Consider the following 20,753-nt stretch of genomic DNA (forward strand, 5'->3'; position numbering starts at 1 on the left):
ACTCCCTGTTTCATGCGTTCGTCCCGTAAACGGGATGCCCAACGCAAACCAGCCCCGCTTGACGCGGTGCCGACAAAAACGCAGAGCGCAACTTCATGACACAATCGAATTCAGCCAAAAAACCGGAAAGCAGTTTCACGTCATTTCTTGTGAAGCTTGCACTGTTTGTGCTCGTCCTCCGCAGCTTCGTGTTCGCTCCGTTCAGCATTCCATCCGAATCCATGCTCCCCCGCTTGCTGATCGGTGACTATCTGATCGTTGCGAAATGGCCCTATGGCTTCACGCACTATTCCATTCCCTTTTCGCCACCGCTTTGGAGCGGCCGCTTGTTCGGGCGCGATCCGGAACGAGGCGATGTTGTTGTGTTCAAGGCGCCTCCAAATCAGCGCCAGGATTATATCAAGCGAGTCATTGGCCTTCCGGGCGATTTGATCGAAGTGCGCAACGGGCAAGTCATCCTCAACGGTACACCTATTCCACGAAAGCGCATTTCGGATTTCATTGAGCCACTTACCGACAATAGCGCGTGCAAGAAGTCAGATACGATCCAGTTCCGCGAAAAGGCCAGCGATGGAAGCGAAAGGTGCCGCTATCCGCAGTACCAGGAAACCTTGCCCAACGGCAAAACATACGCCGTACTGGATCTCGGCACGACGCCGGCCGATGATACACAAGTGTATTCCGTGCCGGCTGATCACGTTTTCCTTATGGGTGACAATCGCGACCGCAGCGCCGACAGCCGCTTTCCTGCTGTAGAAGGTGCGGGCATTGGAATTGTCCCGACTGAAAACATCATTGGTCGCGCCTGGTTCTCTGTCTTTTCGACGGACGGAAGCGCTGAATGGCTGGAGCCATGGACATGGTTCTCCGCCGCGCGCTGGAAACGTATTGGTGAGGGTTTTTGAGCGATATTTCCGCTTGGCTTCAAGAAGCCCTTGGCGCTGCCCCCAAGGATCAATCCCTTTATGTGCGCGCATTGACTCACGGCAGCCACGGAGGCGAGACATATGAGCGTCTTGAATTTCTGGGCGACCGAGTGCTTGGCCTCGTGATTGCAGATTGGCTTTATGCGACATACGAAAACGACGCCGAAGGAAAGCTATCCTTCCGGCTGAACGCTTTGGTAACACGCGCCAGTTGCGCGCGGGTGGGTCGTGAAATCGGCGTGGTGCCCCACATCAGGCTCGGCAAGCAGGCGCGCGACGACGGAGCCTATGACAGTGATAATGTTATAGGAGACGTCGTAGAGGCGCTTATTGGCGCGTTGTGGTTAGATCACGGGCTGGAACCGGCCCGAAACTTCGTCCGAAAACAGTGGGCGGGAATGATGGAGGGACAGCAAAGCGCGCCGCGCCATCCCAAATCTGAATTGCAGGAATGGGCTGCCTCGCACAATCGCAAGCCCCCCATATACACGATAACCGACCGCTCCGGACCACACCATGCACCCCGGTTCAGAGTTTCGGTGTCATTGGGCTCGGCAGGAGAAGCCTCCGCTGAGGGAAGTTCAAAGCAGGAAGCCGAGACAGCGGCGGCGGCCGCGATGCTGGCGCAGTTGAAATGACACAAAAATGCGGCGTAATTGCTGTCGTTGGCGCTCCCAATGCGGGCAAATCGACGCTGGTCAATTCATTGGTTGGCCAGAAGGTGGCAATCGTGTCGCCGAAAGCACAAACGACCCGCGTCCGGCTCATGGGCATTGCGATTGAAGGCGACTGCCAGATGATGCTCGTCGACACGCCCGGCATTTTCGAGCCAAAGCGGCGGTTGGACCGCGCCATGGTTCAAGCGGCCTGGAGCGGTGCATCCGAAGCAGACCTGATCGCACTTGTGGTTGACGGCAAAGGTGGCCTTGGACCCAAGGTCGAGCCAATTGCAAAGGCATTGCAGGACAGGCCGGAGCCGAAGATATTGATCATCAACAAGGTCGATATCGCCGACAAGGCAAAGTTGCTTGTCCATGCGGAGCGACTCAATCAATGGGCAAAATTTGATGAGACCTGGTTTGTAAGTGCCGCAACGGGAGACGGCATTGCCGAGCTCAAGCAGGCCCTTGCGCGGTCAATGCCTGAAGGGCCCTGGCATTTTCCTGAAGATCAGGTCTCTGACGCCACTGACCGCATGAATGCCGCCGAAATCACGCGAGAGCAGCTTTATCTCCAGCTTCATGCCGAACTGCCCTATGCCAGCAGCGTGGAAACCGAGAAATACAGCGAACGCGATGACGGCTCAGTTGAAATTCACCAGCAAATTCTCGTCGAACGCCCTTCGCAACGCGCGATCATCCTTGGCAAGGGCGGTGCTCGGCTGAAGGAAATTGGCTCAGTTGCCCGAAAGGAAATTGCGAATTCGCTCGGTCGTCGCGTGCACCTTTATCTCCACGTCAAGGTAAACCCAAAATGGGATGATGACCGTGCCCATTATCGCGACATCGGACTCGACTGGGTGGATTAGGCTAGTATTTCCTCAACCCATTGCGGCACGAGATCGCCTGCCTTTCCCATACGGCTCTCATGGAAAAACACGCTCCCCTGGGATGGCTCAAGATTGAGTTCGAGAGTTCGCGCGCCATAGTAGCGCGCCGTCTGCACATAGCCCGCGGCGGGGTAGACTGCGCCTGAAGTTCCGATAGAAACGAAGAGATCGCAACACCTGAGAGCAGCCTCGATCTCATCCATGCGATAAGGCATCTCGCCAAACCAGACGATATCCGGTCGCAGTGCCGGTTGACCGCAATCTGGGCAGGGAGGCCTGTCGAGCAAAGTTGATCGCCATTCATTTCGTGCATCACAGGCCATGCACCAAGCGGAAAGGTGCTCGCCGTGCATATGGATCAATCTCCGCGCACCTGCACGCTCATGCAGATCGTCAACATTCTGGGTGATGATTGTCAGTTCGCCCGGCCAGGTAGCGTCAAGATGAGCAAGCGACCAATGGGCGGCATTGGGCTGAGCCGACTGAATGTTTTCCCGGCGCATGTCATAAAAACGCAGAACCAGATCGGGATTTCGCGCAAACGCTTCAGGAGTGGCCACATCCTCCACCCTGTGCTGTTCCCATAGACCGCCGGCATCACGAAAAGTCCCGATCCCGCTTTCAGCAGAAATCCCGGCCCCTGTGAGGATCACGATATTGCGGATGTCGACCATCTCCCCCATGAAGCACAGGAAGGAAGGATGACGCAACTGATGACAAGCATCGGCATTATCGGAAACGCAGGTCGCATGGGGCACGCGCTCGTGACGGCTGCGGATGAAGCAGGCGTTTTGGTCGGCGGCGGGATCGACAAGGATGGCGATCCAATCGTCTTGGCAAGGACAGTGAGTGTGCTGCTGGACTTTTCCTCGCCGGGGGCGCTCGTTGCCAATCTCGGAGCTGCGGTGGCAGCGAGCAAGCCGATCCTCGTTGGCACAACGGGGCTCGAGGACCATCATCATCAGGCGATCGATGATGCTGCACGGCATGTCGCGGTCCTTCAGACTGGCAACACATCTCTCGGGATAACGCTTCTTGCTCGCTTGGTGAAAGAAGCCGCAACGCGGCTTGGAGATGATTGGGACATTGAGATTGTCGAGGCCCATCACCGCATGAAGGTCGATGCGCCGTCAGGTACGGCCAAAATGCTTGGTGAAGCCGCAGCGGCTGGTCGAGGAATTTCCCTTGCAACCAATAGTGAGCGCGGGCGCGATGGCCTGACAGGCGCGCGCGCAAAAGGCGCGATCGGTTTCTCTTCGTTGAGAGGTGGCACGATCGCCGGAGACCACAGTGTGCTTTTCGCGACCGACAATGAGCGGATCACCTTGTCGCACCACGCAGAAAACCGCAGCATCTTTGCCCGCGGCGCAATTCAGGCCGCGATGTGGCTCGCCAGGCAGCCTGCTGGCCGATATTCAATGGACCAGGTGATTGGCGTCTGAAGTCACTGCGATGAAAAAGTCCGACATATTTGAATTCTATCGCCGGCTGGCGGAGGCCAATCCATCGCCCGAGACTGAACTGCGCTTCAACAACAATTTCCAGCTGCTCGTCGCGGTTGTCCTTTCCGCTCAATCAACCGATGTCGGCGTCAACAAGGCCACAAGGCTGCTGTTCGACGAAGTCAGAACACCAGCCCAAATGCTCGAACTGGGCGAAACAGGACTGAAGGACCACATCAAGACGATCGGACTGTTCAATGCCAAGGCAAAGAACGTCATCGCCCTGTCGGAAATGCTTGTCAAAGATCACGGCGGCGAAGTGCCCGCGGATAGAGACGCGCTTGAAAAGCTTCCGGGCGTTGGCCGCAAGACGGCCAATGTCGTCATGAACTGCGCATTCGGGGCAGAAACTTTTGCGGTCGATACTCACATTTTTCGTGTCGGCAACCGCACGGGCATTGCGCCCGGCAAGACGCCGCTCGCGGTTGAAAAACAGCTCGAAGCAAAAACGCCCGCCCCTTTTAGGGTGGGCGCGCATCATTGGTTGATCTTGCTCGGGCGATACATTTGCAAAGCCCGGACCCCTGAATGCTGGCGTTGCCCGGTCCAAGATCTGTGCTCGTTCAGGCCCAAGTCAGAATTGAAATCGGATAAGAGGAAGACAGTAAATTTAGCAGGAGACTCAGGTGCGCAAGTTGCCTCTTCTAATCGTCGCCTCGCTGCTCGCCAGCAGCGGAGCCGCCCTCGCAAAGCATGAACCCAAGGCACCGCCGGAAGCTCGCGAAACCGGAGCGCCTGTAGATTGCATCTCCATTTCACAAATCCGTGAAAGCCGGGTGCGGAGTGATCAGGTCATCGATTTTCGGACGAGCACCAACAAATGGTACCGCAACACGCTTCCTAACAGTTGTCCCTCGCTGGGCTTTGAAGAACGCTTCCTTTACAAGACATCGCTAAGCCAGCTCTGCTCGGTTGATATTATCACGGTTCTTCACACTGCCGGCGGATCGCTGACACAAGGCGCAAGCTGCGGTCTGGGCAAATTTCAGCCAGTCGAATTGGTCAAGAAGGCCAAGTAACTTTCCGCAATAGGGGGTGGCGCGCCACCCCCGGCCCTGCTAACGGCGCTGCTCTGGCACCCGTAGCTCAGCTGGATAGAGCGCTGCCCTCCGAAGGCAGAGGCCAGAGGTTCGAATCCTCTCGGGTGCGCCAGCTACCCTTATGCGTTGGAACCTTGGGTTGTCTCGCATACTCCCCAATGCTAGCCATGGCTTCTTAGGACCTTATTCAGGGATGCGCGCTTAGTCTCTGCTCTGGTCGGGGGAACGATGAAAAGCAGGCTCACAAAATTATGGCTGCTCGCATCTGGCGCCGCATTTGGGTGGCACGGCAGTTCAGCTCTTGCTCAGTCGGTGCCCAGTGCTCCATCTCGCGAGGAAATCATCCCTACTCCGCCCGTTGCATCGACAGAAGCGATGGCAACGCGCGTAATCGTCGACGGTAACGTTGAGCGCGGCCCCTGTCCGCTTGGTGAGCCCGCCTACGCCGGCATGACCTTCACTCTTTCCGGAGCTGAGTTTTCAAATCTGCAGGGAATATCGGCCGACCTCCTCCGTCCTGCCTATCAAGGACTGGTCGGAAAGACAGTGCCATTGGCAACTGTATGTGACATCCGCGATGCTGCGACTGAGTTGCTTCGTCGCAAGGGCTATCTGGCGGCGATCGAAGTTCCGCCACAGACGATTGCGAACGGAATTGTAAAGTTCGATGTAATCGTCGCAAAAATCGTCGGCTTTCAGGTCAGGGGCAATGCGGGCAAAGCTGAAAAGAGAATTGCAAAATATTTGGCAGTTCTGCGCGCGCAACCGCTCTTCAATGCCCTCGATGCAGAACGAACGCTGCTGCTCATGCGCGATATGGCGGGTTATGATATTCGCCTGATACTGCGCCCGGCCGGATCCGGCCCGGGCGAAATGATTGGCGATGTCCAGATCGATTTCACGCCTGTTCAAGCCGACTTGAACGCCAACAATTTCAACGCCCGCGTCACGGGTCGCATCGGCGCCCTGGGACAGCTTTATTTCAACGGCCTATTTGGAACGGGCGATCGTACGTCGTTTGGAGCCTTCTCCACGTCAGATTTCAAAGAACAGATTGTTGTTTTGGCGGGGGAGGAATTGCAGATCGGGCACAACGGCCTGTCGGTGGGGGCTGATGCGGCCTATGCATGGACAAGGCCCGATTTCGGCCCCGGGAGCGATTTCCTGTATACCACTTTTGTAGCGGGGATTCACGCCCGCTACCCTCTGGTCAGGCAACAAGTGCGGACGATTTCCATGTCGGGGGGGCTCGATTGGATCGAGCAGCGGGGAAACGCCGGTTCGATTCAGTTTTTCCGAGACAAACTTCGCGTTGCCTATGGACGGGTGGATTATGATCAGATCCAGGCTGCGAGTATCGCCAGCGTCGGGGGCTATTCCGCAGCTGAACCACGTTGGCGTATCGGTGGGTCGCTTGAGGTTCGGCAAGGGTTGGGAATTTTGGGCGCTTCAAAGGGTTGTGGCCCGGGATTTGTCCGCTGCTTCAATCCAGGCGTCGTGCCGCCCAGCTTCCTGAACGCCGATTTGACGGCCTTCATTGTGCGCGCGGCAGCCAATTTTGAATTCCGACCAACGCCCGACCTCGCATTTTCGCTTGCACCGCGCGTGCAATACGCCCCTCATGCCTTGCCGTCATATGAGGAATTCGCAGCAGGCACATTTACCGTTGGTCGCGGGTATGACCCAAGCATAGTTTCCGGAGACATTGCTGTGGCCGTGGCAAGCGAAGTCCGCTTTGGAAGTCTTATTCCCGTTTCAAAGAATGACACTGCCTTGCAAGGCTACGTATTTATGGATTCCGCGTGGCTATGGAACAACAATGGGGGTTCGACCGGCAGCGCAGGGCACCTGATGTCAACTGGCGGGGGCGTCCGTGCCGCGATTGGCGATCGCTTCCGGCTGGATACTTCAGTAGCCGTTCCTCTGTCCAAGCTTGCGGCTCTTGGAGGTCGCGGAAATATTCGCATCCTTGTCAACCTGACAATGAACCTGCTGCCATGGAAGCACCGCTAAGATAGATTGGGAATGGTGCGCCCGGCGGGATTCGAACCCACGGCCCCCGGATTAGGAATCCGATGCTCTATCCTGCTGAGCTACGGGCGCGCCGGGTTCCGGTTAGGCCGAGCTACCCTCAGGGTCAATTGCGCTTTTCCGGTGGCACAACTGGCAGCGGCAAAGGCGTTACCGCTATACCATCTTCGATAAGGGCCTTGGCTTCTGCTGCAGTTACCTCACCATGAATTGTGGACCGCTCGACTTCTCCCGCATCCATTGCGCGCGCCTGACTGTCGAAATTGCGTCCCACCCATTGAGATCCTTCGAGAAGTTTCGCCTGGGCCTTGGCCAAGGCGGTAAGAATCTCTTTCGCTTGGTTTTCCTCGCTGATTGTCGCCAGCGAAACGGATCGTTCTGCCAGGCTATTGCCCTTTTTAGGGATAGCCGCAGCCATCACCGCTTTTTGAATATCGGAGGCGCCGCAGATTGGACAGGACAACAGTCCTCTTGATTTCTGATCTTCGAAAGAATCGGAATTCGCAAACCATGCTTCGAAGACATGGCCGTGTGCGCCGCACTTGAGGTCGAATACAATCATGAAACAACCAATGCATCTGACACGGCTCGTCGATGCGCGATAACCGGAATCTGCGTGCGCACTTCATTGCAGCGCTCTTGCTCAAGCTCGGCAAACGCGACCCCCAGTTGTTCGCCCATGTCCAGGACAACTTCGCCCCAAGGATCGACCACGAGGGAATGCCCGTACGTCTTGCGACCATCCTCGTGCGTGCCAACCTGCGCAGCAGATACCACCCAAGCAGCATTTTCAATGGCTCTTGCACGCATCAATGCATGCCAATGAGCCTGCCCTGTAGGCACCGTAAAGGCGGCGGGAATAGACAATATAGTTGCGCCTGCCTCACTCAACACGGCATAAAGAGCCGGGAACCGAAGATCGTAGCAGATACTGAGACCCAGCCGACCAACCGGCGTATCGGCAACTACGGCTTCCTTGCCAGGAGCATAAGCCGCAGACTCGCGCCAGCTCTCACCTGTCGGAAGATCCACGTCAAAGAGGTGAATCTTGTCATACCGAGCGCGCACTGAGCCAGCCGCATCTATGAGAAAGCTGCGGTTGACCAGTCGCCCGTCCGAACCACCCTTTAATGCGAGCGAACCCAGCGAAACCCAAATGCCATATTCAGCTGCTGCCCTGCGCACTTCAGAGAGCACAATGTCTTGGTCTTCGGTCATTATGTGCCCGCTTGCGCGTGCGCGATTGCGATCGAGCAAGCCGGACATTTCGGGCGTAAACACCATGGCTGCGCCGCCTTTTGCAGCAGACCCTATTGCTTGGACAATCGCCACAGCATTCGATTGCGGATCAATGCCGCTTTGCATCTGGGCCAGGGCTATGCGCATCAGGCCGCTGGCTGCCCCAGCAAGGGGTCAAGCCCTCCGCGAGCATCAAGTGCTGCAAGCTCATCCGATCCGCCAATATGCTGACCATTAATAAATATTTGCGGCACAGTCGTTCGGCCATTCGATCGATCCATCATCGTCCGGCGGAGTCCTGCGTCCATAGTGACGTCGATTTCGTGGAAAACGGCGCCCTTTGATTCGAGTAGTGCCTTGGCACGCGTGCAATAGGGGCACAGAAACTTGGTATAAATCTCGATGTCAGCCATTTTCGTCTCCGCCCCCTGAGATGTGTTCGCTTGAGCGATATGTCAATCTGCCGCTGAATCCAAAACGACGCGAGCCCAACACAGTACAATGACTTTTCTGGCACCCGATCGCTTGAGCGTGCGCGCGCAGGCATTCGCGGTCGCTCCACTCGTATAAACGTCATCAACGAGGAAAATTGTCTTTCCGGTCAATTGGGGCAAGAATTTCCGATCGATAGAAAATGCGCCGCGAACGATTTGAGCTCGCTCTCGAGCGCTGGCTCCGCGCAGCATTGCTGTTGAACGGTTGCGGCGCAAGACATCCAGCAACACAGGCAAACCGCTCAGTCGGGAAAGATGTTGAGCAATCAGTGCGGACTGGTTGAAGCCGCGCCCCAAAATCCTCCAGCGGTGTGCGGGGACCGGGATCAAAATTCCTGCTTCGTCAGGTATGCGATGCAGGAGCAGCCGTGCGATCAATTTGGCCAATCCGACCTTGCGACCGTGTTTGAGTTTAAGAGCAATAGTGCGCGCCAATGCTCCATAGGCGGCGACGGCATAGGCTCCGTCATGGTCGGGGGCCGCCTGCAAGCAGGGGGCACAAATGGCAATCTCCACGGGAAGCGGCGTACCACATCGTTCGCAGCCATTCCCGCAGAGCAATTCAAGTGATTGCCAACAATCTGCGCAGAATTGGAAATCGTCGATCGCAATCACGCCGCACCCCGCACATCTCGGTGGAAGAGCAAAGGAAACGACATCCGCGAACACATTACGCATAACTAGTCTTGTTGCGTCGCGGCGACCGATGCACAAGGCCTGATCATGATGCCGCCGGAGATATTCGACCGAATTGCAAGACGTCGCCTGCGGGAACGTGTTTTGCGATATCCAGTTGAGGATCGGTGGATCATTGCGCGGATGGCGCAGGACATCCTTGACCGGCTCGACGCCGTCCTGACTCCCTTTCGCAAAGCGCTCGTGATCGGCGGGAATCCTGCTGGGCTTTGCGATGCACTCTCAGCACGCAAGATATCCTCTGTGCGTGCGGACCTTGCCATAGCTTCGGACAATTCTGCTGCAAGGACAATCTGTGACGAAGACCGCCTGCCGTTTGCAGATAGCACCTTTGACCTGGTGGTGGCAGTTGGAACGCTCGATACGGTTTCCGATCTTCCCGGCGCATTGGTACTTATCCAGCGTATACTGTCCGACAATGGCCTGTTCATTGGCGCCATGATGGGTGCAGGGAGCCTACCTTTCCTGAGGTCTTGCCTGCAGCAACCCAGTGGCGGAGCTCCGGTCGCCGCGCGCTTTCATCCACAAATCGATGTTAGGGGGGCTGGCGACCTTCTTGCGCGTGCCCATTTCTCGTTACCCGTTGCGGAGAGCGAGATGGTGTCAGCCCGGTATCGCACATTTGATCGACTGGTGGACGACCTGCGCGCCAATGGCCTGACAAACTGCCTGGCTCAGCGTGTGCCACTCAAAAAGGCGGATTATGCCCATGTTTCTGCTCAGTTTTCGGAACCCGTGGTTGAGCAGTTTTCCATCGTGACTCTTACTGGATGGGCCCGTCCAAGGAAATAAGCTTTTCAAGCAAATCAATCAAAGGACCGTCTGCCGGCGGCATTTCCAAAGTGCGCAGATCTGGAAAGTCGACCCAGCGTATTTCGGTTGCTTCGCGTGCATGGGCATCGCCAGTCCAATCCCGGCAGATAAACAGAAGCAGCAACAACTGGGCAGGCCCAAGCGGCTCGCTCGCAAAGCAGGCCGGCTTCAACCGCGATGGGTCAACAACAATCCCAAGCTCTTCGTCAAGCTCGCGCGCAAGCGCATGTTCGGGCAATTCTCCGTCATCCACCTTGCCGCCGGGAAACTCCCACAGACCTGCCATGGCCTTTCCCTCAGGCCGTTGTTGGACCAGGATTTTCCCAGCGTCGTCGATCAACGCCGCCGCAACGACCAGAATTGTCCTGCGTTTCAACGCCCTACCCCGATTAGTAATTTCTTAACGTTGGTCGCCTTAACTCATAGCCCCCGACCAGGGAACAGAAGACCGGGAACAAATCATGGCAAAAATTCTGTGCGCAGTCTTGCGCGACAGTAAAGGTGCGACTGCCGTCGAATACGCGCTGATCTTGGCGCTCATCGTCGTTGCAATGATCGGGTCGCTTAACACCTTTGCGACGAAAACCATCGGCATGTGGAACAATGTTGCAACCATCGTGAACAAATCCTGATCCAGGTCTGACTACATATCAACCAAGCGCACATTTGAACCCAGGTGCTTTGCAATCCGGGCGCTGTTGATTGACCAGATTCTCTCTCCTGGTTGATCCGGAAATTCCCGCTGAACCTCGCTACGGCCGCGCGCTCAACCAATTCCCGGAAAAATACCCAATCTTCGCCAACAACTGCAAGAAGTTAAACCGTCTCAAAGAAAATCGACCGGGCGTTAAGAAGTTGGAAACCTCTTGACCGTAAATCCATGATTGTTGCTTCAGAAATTCCTGAAGTAGCCGGGTAGGTGAAATCTGAACTTTGGAGAATGCTATGTCCTTCTTTCGTAATCTAATCAAGAACTCGAAGGGTGCGACCGCCATTGAGTATGGTTTGATAGCGGCACTTATTGCTGTTGCAGCCGTTTCGGCCATGAGTGCTCTTGGAAGCAAGCTTTCGACAACGTTCAACAACGTCAGCACCAACATGTAGTTGAAGTCTGAAATCTTAGGAGACCATTATGTCATTCATTCGCAAATTCGTTAAGAACTCCAAGGGCGCGACTGCCATCGAATATGGCCTGATTGCTGCGCTCATCGCTGTTGCTGCTGTTTCGGCAATGACCACCCTCGGTGGCAAGCTGTCGACGACGTTCAACAACGTCAGCACCAACATGAAGTAATTATTGGCTTGCTCGTCAAGCCAATGAAAGAAGGGCGGCGTAACTTCGGTTTCGCCGCCCTTTCCTTTTGTATTTCTCGTCCGGGGTTCAACCCGGGACGACAATCTTGACTTTCTGTCCGGTCTTCAGGGCGGCACCAGCACTCAGTGCATTGAGCACGCGGAACCTTTCGGTCTTGAAATCGGCATAGGCCATGCGCGCAGCAAGGCTTGATACAGTATCCCCGGATTTTACGGTGACGACGGTCACTTTTTTGGGTCTTATTGCAGCAGCATCCGCATCGGAAAGTCGCCGAACGCTCTCAAAGAGGGAGTTGAAAACACCCTCAGACCCCGAAGGTGTGATAGCGACGATATGATACGCCCTATTTGGCGCAAATTCATAGGCATAGACTGTAACAACGACAGGTCCGGACTGCGTGTTTGCACCGGCAGACGCATAGGCAGCCTTGAGCCCGTTGACCTGCCGCGTCGTAACACTGCCATAATTCAAAACCGTCTGGCCCCCGACGTTCTTGAAAACTGCATCGACATAATTGCCAAGGTTTCCGTCAAACGCTGCCGACGCGAATTGGGCCTGTCCATTTGAACTAGAGACAATGACGGCTTGCGGCGAATTGACCATCGCAAAGCCGGCGGGCGCATCAAATGCCAATTTGAGATCAGGATGCCGAAATGTTCGGGCCTCGATCACGCCTTGATGTGGATCGTCATCATACATAACGCCGTCGATTGCTGCCAGAAATGCTTCGCGATTTCGGGCGGAACCGGTCGACGCTGTCAGCCGCGCCCGATCAGCAGCGCGCGTCACGCGACTGGCCGGATCAGGATGTGTGCTTGCCCATTCAGGCAATGACTTGTCACCCTTTCCCTGCAATTGCGCGTCCAGCGACGTTTGCGCAGCAAGAGATGCCAGCATTGTCGAGGAAGCCATCGGATCATACCCGGCTTTGCCGAGATAAGACACGCCGAGATCATCGGCCTGATATTCCTGCGATCGAGAATATTTGAGGACGTACCGCTGCGCTATCGAGCCCGCAAGCTGTTGCCCAAGTTTCGCGCCGTCGCTGCCCGCTACAACTGCCCCAAGGACAGTTCCGAGAATCATCCCCAAAGTGCCTTTCGTGGCGGCCTTGTTGCGCTGCTGTGCATGGCGGGCCGCAACATGCCCAACTTCGTGCCCCATTACCGACGCGAGTTCGGCCTCATCGTTCATCAAAGCGAGCAATTGACGCGTCACATAGACATAACCACCCGGGATGGCGAAGGCGTTGCTGACAGACGAATTGAGAAGGGAGACTGTGAATGCACTTTGTGTATTCGCCAACCCGGACTGCATCGCAATCTTCTGGCCTACCTTCGTAACATAGGCAGCCTGCGGACCTTCATAAAGGCCGCCGAATTCGGCCAGCAACTGGGGATGTGCCTTGGCTCCGGCAGCCCGGTCTCCCGCTGTCATAGGCTGGGCAACAGGTAGAGGAACTGGCGCGCTCGCTCCAATCGCCAAACAAGCACTCCCGATTAAAAGCAACCTTCGCATGGGATTAAACTCCTCCCGAAACAACAATGCATAACAGACTTTTGCGGTTATGATGCACCCATCGCAAGGAACTTCCTGCGGCGATCGGCACGCAGTGCCTTGCCATCCATGGTTGACAGGTCATCAAGTGCCGAACAGATTGCCTTGCCCAAAGTGTCAATCGCGATCTCTGGCGATCGATGCGCTCCGCCGACTGGCTCGGGCACAACTGTATCGATGATCCCGAGGCGATGGACATCCTCCGCAGTGATACGCATGGCTTCTGCCGCTTCAGGGGCCTTTTCAGCTGTTCGCCACAAAATTGACGCACATCCTTCGGGTGTGATCACGGAATATATGGCGTGTTCGAACATCAGAACACGATTGGCAGCAGCCAAGCCCACGGCACCGCCGGATCCCCCCTCCCCCACAATGGCGGCAACGACTGGAACTGTTAGTTCCAAGGTCGCCTGGGTGGACCGGGCAATTGCCTCTGCTTGCCCTCTCTCTTCAGCTTCGATGCCTGGAAAGGCACCGGCCGTATCGACGATGGTCACAACAGCGATGCCGAACCGGTCGGCCAGCTGCATGAGCCGGACAGCCTTGCGATAGCCTTCAGGTTTTCCCATCCCGAAATTGTGCTTGAGCCGGCTGGCTGTGTCATTGCCCTTCTCATGACCGATGACCATGACACGACGGCCGTTCATGCGCCCAAAACCGCCGATGATGGCCTGATCATCAGAAAAGGCCCTGTCTCCAGACAAGGGCAAGAAGTCATCGACAAGGCGGGCAACATAATCCTTGAAGTGCGGCCGTTGCTGATGGCGCGCAACCTGAGTCTTCTGCCAAGGCGTAAGCTTCCCGTATGTGTCGCGCAAAAGCCGATCGGCTTTCTGTTCGAGTTTGCGAATCTCGGCATCGAGATTGGCAGGTCCGCCATCCGCAGTCTCCCGCAGTTCGGCAATGCGGGTCTGCAATTCTGCAATCGGTTTTTCGAAATCGAGATAGGAAATCATAAGACGGGGTTAGGAGCGGCGTGCCGCTGCGTCAACGAGAGGATGAGCGCGCTCGACAAGTTCCACGAGACGGCGGCTGTCGACATGAGTGTAGATTTCTGTGGTTGCTATATCAGCGTGACCAAGCATCGTCTGCAATGCGCGCAAATCGGCGCCACCTTCAAGCAGATGGGTGGCAAAGGCATGGCGCAATACATGAGGACTGACGCGTTCAGGAGGGATGCCAGCATCGCGCGCCAACTCTTTGATCATCTGAAACAAACGAACGCGGCTCAAATGTGATTTTCCGGAGGGGAAAAGCCAGGAAGTCCCTGTTGGACGCACATCGACCCATCGTGCAACTGAGAAACGCGCGCGGTCCGACACAGGTACCAAACGCTCCTTGCCGCCCTTTCCGCGAAGTATGGCATACGGCCTGTCCGAGACGATGGCACGGACATCCAACGAAACAAGTTCGGTTGCACGCAATCCAGAGCCATAAAGCAATTCAACCAATGCTGAAAGGCGCAAGGGCCTCTTCAAATCCCCTGCCCGCTGCAAGCGAATTTCGATTTCCGCGAACAGCAGATCGATATCGTCACGGCTCAGAATCTTTGGGAGCGCACGGCGAGCCGCTGGCCGAGCAAGTGCGCTGGAAGGATCGTCTTTGCGCATTCCCTCGTCTGCCAGAAAGCCGAAAAAACGGCGCAAGGACGCTGATTTCCGAGCAAGTGTGGAATTCGCAAGATCCGCCCACTCGGACGAAAGCCGACCGAGCTCTTCCGGCTTCGCAGCGCCAAGCCTCCCACCCAAAACTTCCGATGCGGCGATCAGATCACCTTGATAAGCCAGCAATGTGTTCCTTGAAGCACCGGCTTCTGCTGCCATCATTTCGAGGAACCTATCGATCAGCGCGATGTCTGCGGCGTGCGACATGGCTAGCTCCGCGTCAGCGCCTCAGCCGCTATCATTCTGGCTTCGGGCCCAAATCCAACCGAATTGAGTGCTGATACAACATGATAGAGGTGCTCTGGTGAAACAGCCGACCAATCCGGGCCACTGAGGCCAAGCGCACACAGGATCGCCACCGTTCCAGGCTCACGATCAGCAACAGCTCGGGCCAAGGCGCGTGTCCACGCGTCTTCATGTGCAATAGGAATTTCGAGACTTCGTGCCATGGCGGCAGCATCGGCCGGGCCAAGCCGGCCTAGGCCGGCCATTCCAGCAAAGAGGAATTTTCCCTTGAGGCCATTGTCCCCGCCAATCTTGTTTTGGAAGGACTCAATCCGGCCGCTGCTCCAGTCAACGGCACGACCCGGTGCGCCGACAGCGAGCAGGCCCCATGCCATCAAACTGTCAGCGTCGCTCGAATCACCGATTATGCGAGCCCAATCTGATGCCTGCACATCCAGCCCTGCGGACATCATCGCAGCGATGAGCGATCCCAAATTGCCCGACAAAGAGGGATCAGGCGTCAGCCGTGCCGCAGCACGCGCCGTTACAATCAATCTGGCATAGCGATCGAGCGATTCAAGCGATTGTTCATTCCAAAGTGTGCGCATTGCATCGACGCGTTCGGACGGGTCCGCTTCATCATAAGCCTTGCGCAAAAAATCCTGTGGTGTCCCTGAAATTGCAGAGGCATCTGTCACATCTGCAACCTGGCCATAGAAATCAACCAAGGCTGAACTGGAGAAGACTCCCAGAGCAGCAGCAATATCTGCATCATGCATTCGTTTTTCGACAGCGACCAGAGGAGCACGCGCCCGCCACGCGTTCAATCTTGGGCTGGTCCCACTCAACAGCCGCTCTGGAATGTCGACAGCAGTGGCATTTGCAAGGCCAAATCGCCACGCTGTCAGAACGGGCACATCGTCCCATTGGATCACAACTGCGCGGCGCGTATTTATGCCTGCACCCACCACCTTTTCAGCAAGCAAACCGTCAATGCCGGTTGATGACCGCGCTTTTGCCAAGTCAATTTGCGAACTTGCCTCAGCGGAATCACCCGAGAGCGCGGAACACATAGCCTTGGCAAAGGCCCAGGCCGGCTCTTTGCTATGTTGCGATCCCGGTTCCACCATTGCGCACATGCCTGCCGGATCTGCATTGGCCAGAGCGGCCTGCATAGCGACCTGAAACATCTTGGGCGTGTATTGATCGACGTCCACACTCTGGACCAGCAAACGCGCTGAATCGGCCTCGCCCATCCGCAGCAGTAGCCACGCCCGTTCCGCAACCCAGTCTGCACCAGCAACTCCATGCGGCGTATTCGCCTTACTCAAAAGCGCCCGCCTCAGCAGGATCGAAGCCCATCGCGAAGCGATCGGCGCCGGTGTCTTACGCATCAGGTAAGACAAATATTTGCCATTCTGACGTCCAAATGCCAACGCCCCCATATCGCCATCGCCCGCAGCCAAAATGCCGACCTGAGCTGTAGAGCGGTGTCGTCCTGATGGCAGGTCCTGTAACGTCGTCAGATCAATCGGCACATCTTCGCTCTGAGCAAGTGCCGGATCTTCCAATGTGCCATCAGTCGCTGGCACCCCTGCAGTTCCGCCTTCAAGCGATTGAGCAATTCCCGTATCAATGTCTGGTGCCTTGGCCTGGCTTGGAACCGGCGCCTTTTCAGAGTTTTGGTCAGGCTCACCAAATCCCGGCGGCAGGAGAGACTTTGGATCGTCAGCCCCAATGGCGGGAATGGCTGTGGCGAGCGCGACGCCGGAAAGCGCCACCAGGACCCATGCCTTATTTGCTGAGCGCATCGACCGAAACTGCCTTTTCATGCCTTGTCAGGGGTTGTTCGGACACCCGGCCAGCTAGGAACAGCATAGCGCCAACAATCACCACCACCGGCACCAGCCACTTGATCAAATGAGTCATGTCGATTTCAAACACCTTGTTGCATGTAGACACCGCTTTGCCCGAAGGACGGCGCATGTGTATAGCCCTTCGCGCGATGAACAGTGAAGCAAATTTGGCACGTGCGAATGTTGAGCGCCCGATCGTCCTCGTCGGCCTGATGGGTGTTGGAAAATCAACGATCGGTCGACGTTTGGCCCAGCGGCTACAGATACCCTTTGTTGATGCCGATCATGAAATCGAAGACGCGGCAGGACTTTCCATCCCTGAAATATTTGAGCGATTCGGTGAAGGCCACTTTCGTGACGGCGAGCGCAGGGTAATTGCGCGCCTGATCGATGGGCAGGCCAAAGTCATTGCGACTGGTGGCGGCGCATTCATGAACCCCGAAACTCGCGCACTTATCCTTGCTAATGCTGTCTCGGTCTGGATCGACGCAGATCTTGAGGTCATAATCGAACGTGTGGCACGCCGTGATAACCGTCCTCTGTTGAAGGGTAAGAACGCACGCGAGGTCCTGACAGAATTGGCCAAGGTGCGAAATCCGATCTACGCGCTAGCCGATCTGCATGTGCGCAGTCAGAGCACGCCGCATGATGCAACGGTAAATTCGATTTTGGAGAAGCTTGCATGTCTTGCGTGAGGGTCGGACTGGGATCGAACAGCTACGATATTGTGATCGAGTCGGGTGCGATCCGCAATGCCGCTGAACATTTGAAACCATACATCCGAGGCGAACGACTTGTAATCGTGACCGAACGTAATGTCGCCGATGCTGTGCTTCCAAAATTAAGCGCGGGGCTAGCGGGCATCACCCTCGAGACAATTACCCTTGATCCTGGCGAGGGAACGAAGAGTTGGTCGCAGCTAGAAAGGCTCTGTGAGTCACTTTTGAATGCCGGAATTGAGCGAAGCGATGCCATCGTCGCGCTCGGCGGCGGAGTGATCGGCGACCTGACCGGTTTCGCCGCAGCAATCATAAAACGCGGTTGCAAATTCATTCAGGTGCCCACAAGCCTGCTCGCGCAGGTCGATTCATCTGTTGGCGGCAAAACTGCGATTAACAGCCACGCTGGCAAAAATCTGATCGGGGCATTTCATCAACCCGTGCTTGTCCTGATTGACCCTGAAACACTTGATACGCTTCCTGAGCGCGAAATGCGCGCTGGCTACGCTGAAGTTGCCAAATATGGTTTGATTGGCGATTTCGATTTTTTTGAATGGTGCGAGGCCAATGCCGCTTCAATTATCGCGGGCGACCGTGGCTGCCAGATCAAGGCGATTGAAACAAGTGTCCGCGCAAAGGCAACCATTGTCGAGGCAGACGAACGCGAGACGCTCGATACGCGGGCTCTTCTCAATCTTGGTCACACCTTCGGCCATGCGCTGGAAGCCGAAACAGGCTTTTCAGACAAGCTGCTCCATGGAGAAGCTGTTGCGGCGGGCATGGCTCTCGCATTTCGCTTTTCGGCTCGGCAAGGCCTTTGCAGCGCGCAGGATGCGGAGCGAGTTTCAGCACATTTGCGCGCCGTCGGATTGCCCGATGGGCTGGACAGTTCAGGCGTGAAAGCGACTGGTGCGGAGTTGGTCCAGCATATGCTTCATGACAAGAAAATGTCAGGCGGTACCCTGCCCTTCATTCTCGCGCGCGGAATAGGCCAAGCCTATGTCGACAAATCTGTGTCGCTTGCCGAAGTCACGGAATTTCTGGATGTCGAAGCCCGATAAGCCATCCAGAGCCAGCCCAAGATCATTGCGCTGCCGCCTATCGGCGCAACGGCTCCAAGAACGCGAGGCGCGCCGAGTGCGAGTGCATAAAGGCTGAAACTGAAGATGAGGCTTCCCAAGAAAATCGAAAGGGCAGGTCCCGGAAAGCGTCGCCCGAGTGTCAGCACGGCAATTGCATGGATCAGCTGGTAGGAACCACCAGTCTTCAGCCACTCGACTGCCGGTCCGCTTGCGCCATGGGCGCCAAAGGCTCCAGCCGCAATTGCAATTGCTGCAGAGAGGCAAGCCAGAGTTTCGATCCGTCTCGCCATCACGCCGTCGCCTTCTTGACGGGCGGCACATAGAGAGGAGGCGGACCGGCCCGTAAATCTCCGGCTTCCCCTTGAGCATCCAATCTCAACTGGTCCTGTTCGCGGTAGAACTGCTCAGCGCCGAGGATCTCTTGCTCTTCAACGCCCATCGATTGCAGCACATCGATCCCCATCCGTATTGCTGATTCAAATACTTCTCTTACAGTTCCGGCCAGATCAAGGTCTCGAACAGCGAGGAGTTGCCTCCGATCAAAGGCTCGAACAAAAACGGCCGCCTGCGGAAATGCTGAAAGGATTGGACTTAGCTCCCTTTCGCCCATTCCCCGATCATCGGTGCAGAAAACGATTGCCTGTGCCTCATCTGCTCCGGCTCGCCGCAACAAATCGACGCGCCGTCCATCGCCATAATAGACCTTCGCGCCAAATGAGTTGCTGCGCTCGATCTGCTCTGGCTTGATATCGACAAGAGTAACTGAAATGCGCCCTGCCATCAGGATCTGCGTGACCGTCTGGCCAAATCGTCCGAAACCAACCACGATGGCCTTTGACTGCTGCGCAAGTTCCGGGCCTTCGAGCTCTTCTTCACTATGTGGCCTAACATATTCATAGCGCCGCGCAATCATAAGCAGGAAAGGTGTTGTCGCCATTGAGAGCGTCACGATCGCTCCGAACAAACTTGCCGCCTGTGGCTCTATCAAGAGTGCCGCCTGCGCCTGGGCGAACAAGACAAAGCCGAATTCGCCACCTTGGCTAAGCAACAGCCCAAGGCCAAAGGCCGGACGGCTGTCCATACCGAATGCGCGGCTCAGCGCATAGGTTACGGCAGTCTTGATGCCTACAAGGGCGGCGGCCATCCCGATTACAAACATCGGGTTTGCAAGAATCACCGAAACGTCCAGCACCATCCCCACAGCCATGAAGAAAAGCCCAAGGAGGATCGAGCGAAACGGCTCGACATCCGCCTCAATTTCATGCCTGTAGGGTGAGTCCGCAAGCATCACGCCAGCAATGAAGGCCCCAAGAGCGGTCGAAAGGTGGAGCGCCTCCATAACTGCGGCGCTTGCAACGACAGTGAACAGGCCGACGACAACAAATAGCTCGCGCTCTCCCAATCTACCCGTCAACCGGAGCAATGGGCTGATGATAAAGCGCCCGGCAAGGACCAGCCCGATAATGGCAAAGAATGTTGCGAGCGCGAGCTGCCAACCCGGCGGAGTTGCAGGATCAGCTGGCGCGCGCGACAATGCAGCAATGATTGTAATCAAGGGCACAATCGCAAGGTCCTGGAACAGCAGGATTGAAAAAGCCCGCTCGCCAAAAGGCGTGTTGATCCGCCCCGACGACTTGAGGCTGGGAAGGACCTGCGCCGTCGACGACAATGCAAGCGGGAGACCAAGTGCAAGCGCAGCACCCAAAGTGAAATCCGCGACGAGGAAAATCAATGTCGCAAGGGCCAAACCGGCCAGCGCGACCTGAGCAAAACCAAGACCAAAAATGTCCCTCTTCAGTCGCCAGAGACGTGCTGGGTTCAATTCCAGGCCGACGAGAAAGAGCAGCAGCGCAATACCAAGTTCCGCAATGCCGAGTTTTGACTCCCCATCACTGACAAGGGCAAGTCCATAAGGTCCAATTGCGACCCCGGCCAACAGATAGCCAAGGACTGCGCCAAGGCCGAGCCGCCGAAAGGGAATGACAAAAAGCAATCCTGCCCCAAGGAGGAAAACACCTTCGCGAAGGATCGAAGCCGTTTCCATT

Annotated in this window: 26 protein-coding genes, 2 tRNA genes and 1 pseudogene; 14 read left to right on the forward strand and 15 right to left on the reverse strand. The window is 56.3% G+C overall.

Annotated elements, in window-relative coordinates:
* The first annotated feature begins 95 nt into the window (after positions 1-95).
* Genes lepB through era form a run of 3 tightly spaced genes read left to right on the forward strand, consistent with a single transcriptional unit; the run spans position 96 to position 2,454 of the window.
* A complete protein-coding gene (lepB, locus tag K0O24_RS13255; RefSeq protein WP_219893197.1) occupies positions 96-905 on the forward strand; it encodes a signal peptidase I in 810 nt (269 codons plus the stop codon).
* Positions 902-1,564: a ribonuclease III gene (gene rnc, locus K0O24_RS13260; protein WP_219893198.1), complete on the forward strand. Its 663-nt coding sequence runs from the start codon at positions 902-904 to the stop codon at positions 1,562-1,564. Before lepB ends, rnc begins: the two co-directional genes overlap by 4 nt.
* Entirely contained in the window at positions 1,561-2,454 is an 894-nt protein-coding gene (era, locus tag K0O24_RS13265; protein ID WP_219893199.1) for a GTPase Era, read from the forward strand. The genes rnc and era overlap by 4 nt, the downstream gene beginning before the upstream one ends.
* On the opposite strand, the gene K0O24_RS13270 is transcribed toward era, so the two are convergent.
* On the reverse strand, positions 2,451-3,149 hold the full coding sequence (locus K0O24_RS13270) for an NAD-dependent deacylase (RefSeq protein WP_219895635.1): 699 nt from the start codon (positions 3,147-3,149) through the stop codon (positions 2,451-2,453). The two genes, era and K0O24_RS13270, sit on opposite strands and share 4 nt — an antisense overlap.
* Positions 3,150-3,188: 39 nt before the next feature.
* On the opposite strand from K0O24_RS13270, the gene dapB reads away from it, so the two are divergent.
* The 5 genes from dapB (at position 3,189) to K0O24_RS13295 (ending at position 7,030) form a co-directional block, all read left to right on the forward strand.
* Positions 3,189-3,917, forward strand: coding sequence for a 4-hydroxy-tetrahydrodipicolinate reductase (gene dapB / locus K0O24_RS13275; RefSeq protein ID WP_219895636.1), 729 nt, complete (start codon positions 3,189-3,191; stop codon positions 3,915-3,917).
* A gap of 10 nt (positions 3,918-3,927) precedes the next feature.
* Positions 3,928-4,674, forward strand: coding sequence for an endonuclease III (gene nth, locus K0O24_RS13280; protein ID WP_219893200.1), 747 nt, complete (start codon positions 3,928-3,930; stop codon positions 4,672-4,674).
* Positions 4,604-4,996, forward strand: coding sequence for a hypothetical protein (locus K0O24_RS13285; RefSeq protein ID WP_219893201.1), 393 nt, complete (start codon positions 4,604-4,606; stop codon positions 4,994-4,996). The genes nth and K0O24_RS13285 overlap by 71 nt, the downstream gene beginning before the upstream one ends.
* A gap of 56 nt (positions 4,997-5,052) precedes the next feature.
* Positions 5,053-5,129, forward strand: a tRNA-Arg gene (locus K0O24_RS13290).
* Positions 5,130-5,245: 116 nt separating this feature from the next.
* Entirely contained in the window at positions 5,246-7,030 is a 1,785-nt protein-coding gene (locus K0O24_RS13295; protein WP_219893202.1) for a ShlB/FhaC/HecB family hemolysin secretion/activation protein, read from the forward strand.
* Positions 7,031-7,043: 13 nt separating this feature from the next.
* Here the strand turns inward: K0O24_RS13295 and K0O24_RS13300 are convergent.
* The 6 genes and pseudogenes from K0O24_RS13300 to K0O24_RS16930 form a co-directional block, all read right to left on the reverse strand.
* A tRNA-Arg gene (locus tag K0O24_RS13300) sits at positions 7,044-7,120 on the reverse strand.
* Between the two features lie 34 nt (positions 7,121-7,154).
* On the reverse strand, positions 7,155-7,610 hold the full coding sequence (locus K0O24_RS13305) for a DUF1178 family protein (RefSeq protein ID WP_219893203.1): 456 nt from the start codon (positions 7,608-7,610) through the stop codon (positions 7,155-7,157).
* Positions 7,607-8,434 carry a carbon-nitrogen hydrolase family protein gene (locus tag K0O24_RS13310; protein ID WP_219893204.1) on the reverse strand — a complete coding sequence of 276 codons (828 nt, stop codon included), beginning with the start codon at positions 8,432-8,434 and terminating at the stop codon, positions 7,607-7,609. The genes K0O24_RS13305 and K0O24_RS13310 overlap by 4 nt, the downstream gene beginning before the upstream one ends.
* On the reverse strand, positions 8,434-8,700 hold the full coding sequence (gene grxC, locus K0O24_RS13315; RefSeq protein ID WP_219893205.1) for a glutaredoxin 3: 267 nt from the start codon (positions 8,698-8,700) through the stop codon (positions 8,434-8,436). Before grxC ends, K0O24_RS13310 begins: the two co-directional genes overlap by 1 nt.
* Before the next feature lie 42 nt (positions 8,701-8,742).
* Positions 8,743-9,270: a ComF family protein gene (locus K0O24_RS13320; RefSeq protein ID WP_343211276.1), complete on the reverse strand. Its 528-nt coding sequence runs from the start codon at positions 9,268-9,270 to the stop codon at positions 8,743-8,745.
* 9 nt (positions 9,271-9,279) lie between these two features.
* A pseudogene (locus K0O24_RS16930) lies at positions 9,280-9,459 on the reverse strand (double zinc ribbon domain-containing protein); the annotation flags it as partial.
* Positions 9,460-9,504: 45 nt separating this feature from the next.
* Here K0O24_RS16930 and K0O24_RS13325 point away from each other — a divergent pair.
* Entirely contained in the window at positions 9,505-10,269 is a 765-nt protein-coding gene (locus K0O24_RS13325; RefSeq protein WP_219893207.1) for a methyltransferase domain-containing protein, read from the forward strand.
* On the opposite strand, the gene K0O24_RS13330 is transcribed toward K0O24_RS13325, so the two are convergent.
* A complete protein-coding gene (locus tag K0O24_RS13330; protein WP_281421669.1) occupies positions 10,241-10,666 on the reverse strand; it encodes a (deoxy)nucleoside triphosphate pyrophosphohydrolase in 426 nt (141 codons plus the stop codon). The genes K0O24_RS13325 and K0O24_RS13330 overlap by 29 nt on opposite strands.
* A gap of 85 nt (positions 10,667-10,751) precedes the next feature.
* Between K0O24_RS13330 and K0O24_RS13335 the strand changes: the two genes are divergently transcribed.
* The 3 genes from K0O24_RS13335 to K0O24_RS13345 all read left to right on the forward strand — a co-directional run bounded on the left by K0O24_RS13335 (position 10,752) and on the right by K0O24_RS13345 (position 11,584).
* Positions 10,752-10,922 carry a Flp family type IVb pilin gene (locus K0O24_RS13335; RefSeq protein ID WP_219893208.1) on the forward strand — a complete coding sequence of 57 codons (171 nt, stop codon included), beginning with the start codon at positions 10,752-10,754 and terminating at the stop codon, positions 10,920-10,922.
* Positions 10,923-11,235: 313 nt separating this feature from the next.
* Entirely contained in the window at positions 11,236-11,394 is a 159-nt protein-coding gene (locus K0O24_RS13340) for a Flp family type IVb pilin (protein ID WP_219893209.1), read from the forward strand.
* Positions 11,395-11,422: 28 nt separating this feature from the next.
* Positions 11,423-11,584, forward strand: a complete 162-nt coding sequence (locus K0O24_RS13345; RefSeq protein WP_219893210.1) for a Flp family type IVb pilin — start codon at positions 11,423-11,425, stop codon at positions 11,582-11,584.
* Positions 11,585-11,671: 87 nt separating this feature from the next.
* Here the strand turns inward: K0O24_RS13345 and K0O24_RS13350 are convergent, their stop codons facing one another.
* The 5 genes from K0O24_RS13350 to K0O24_RS16890 are packed head-to-tail and all read right to left on the reverse strand — an operon-like array spanning position 11,672 to position 16,980.
* Complete coding sequence (locus K0O24_RS13350) at positions 11,672-13,123, reverse strand: M48 family metalloprotease (RefSeq protein ID WP_219893211.1); 1,452 nt, start codon at positions 13,121-13,123, stop codon at positions 11,672-11,674.
* 47 nt (positions 13,124-13,170) lie between these two features.
* Positions 13,171-14,118 carry an acetyl-CoA carboxylase carboxyltransferase subunit alpha gene (locus K0O24_RS13355; RefSeq protein ID WP_219893212.1) on the reverse strand — a complete coding sequence of 316 codons (948 nt, stop codon included), beginning with the start codon at positions 14,116-14,118 and terminating at the stop codon, positions 13,171-13,173.
* A gap of 9 nt (positions 14,119-14,127) precedes the next feature.
* Positions 14,128-15,033, reverse strand: a complete 906-nt coding sequence (locus tag K0O24_RS13360; RefSeq protein WP_219893213.1) for a tyrosine-type recombinase/integrase — start codon at positions 15,031-15,033, stop codon at positions 14,128-14,130.
* Between the two features lie 2 nt (positions 15,034-15,035).
* Positions 15,036-16,862 carry a hypothetical protein gene (locus K0O24_RS13365; RefSeq protein WP_219893214.1) on the reverse strand — a complete coding sequence of 609 codons (1,827 nt, stop codon included), beginning with the start codon at positions 16,860-16,862 and terminating at the stop codon, positions 15,036-15,038.
* Positions 16,846-16,980 carry a hypothetical protein gene (locus K0O24_RS16890; RefSeq protein ID WP_281421670.1) on the reverse strand — a complete coding sequence of 45 codons (135 nt, stop codon included), beginning with the start codon at positions 16,978-16,980 and terminating at the stop codon, positions 16,846-16,848. The genes K0O24_RS13365 and K0O24_RS16890 overlap by 17 nt, the downstream gene beginning before the upstream one ends.
* A gap of 76 nt (positions 16,981-17,056) precedes the next feature.
* Here K0O24_RS16890 and K0O24_RS13370 point away from each other — a divergent pair, with 76 nt between their 5' ends.
* Positions 17,057-17,602, forward strand: coding sequence for a shikimate kinase (locus K0O24_RS13370; RefSeq protein WP_219895638.1), 546 nt, complete (start codon positions 17,057-17,059; stop codon positions 17,600-17,602).
* Positions 17,590-18,687 carry a 3-dehydroquinate synthase gene (gene aroB, locus K0O24_RS13375; protein WP_219893215.1) on the forward strand — a complete coding sequence of 366 codons (1,098 nt, stop codon included), beginning with the start codon at positions 17,590-17,592 and terminating at the stop codon, positions 18,685-18,687. Before K0O24_RS13370 ends, aroB begins: the two co-directional genes overlap by 13 nt.
* Here the strand turns inward: aroB and K0O24_RS13380 are convergent.
* Entirely contained in the window at positions 18,624-18,998 is a 375-nt protein-coding gene (locus K0O24_RS13380; RefSeq protein WP_219893216.1) for a DUF423 domain-containing protein, read from the reverse strand. The two genes, aroB and K0O24_RS13380, sit on opposite strands and share 64 nt — an antisense overlap.
* A complete protein-coding gene (locus K0O24_RS13385) occupies positions 18,998-20,752 on the reverse strand; it encodes a cation:proton antiporter domain-containing protein (RefSeq protein ID WP_219893217.1) in 1,755 nt (584 codons plus the stop codon). Before K0O24_RS13385 ends, K0O24_RS13380 begins: the two co-directional genes overlap by 1 nt.
* Position 20,753: the final 1 nt, after the last annotated feature.

The organism is Aquisediminimonas profunda (assembly GCF_019443285.1).
GTDB lineage: Bacteria > Pseudomonadota > Alphaproteobacteria > Sphingomonadales > Sphingomonadaceae > Aquisediminimonas > Aquisediminimonas profunda.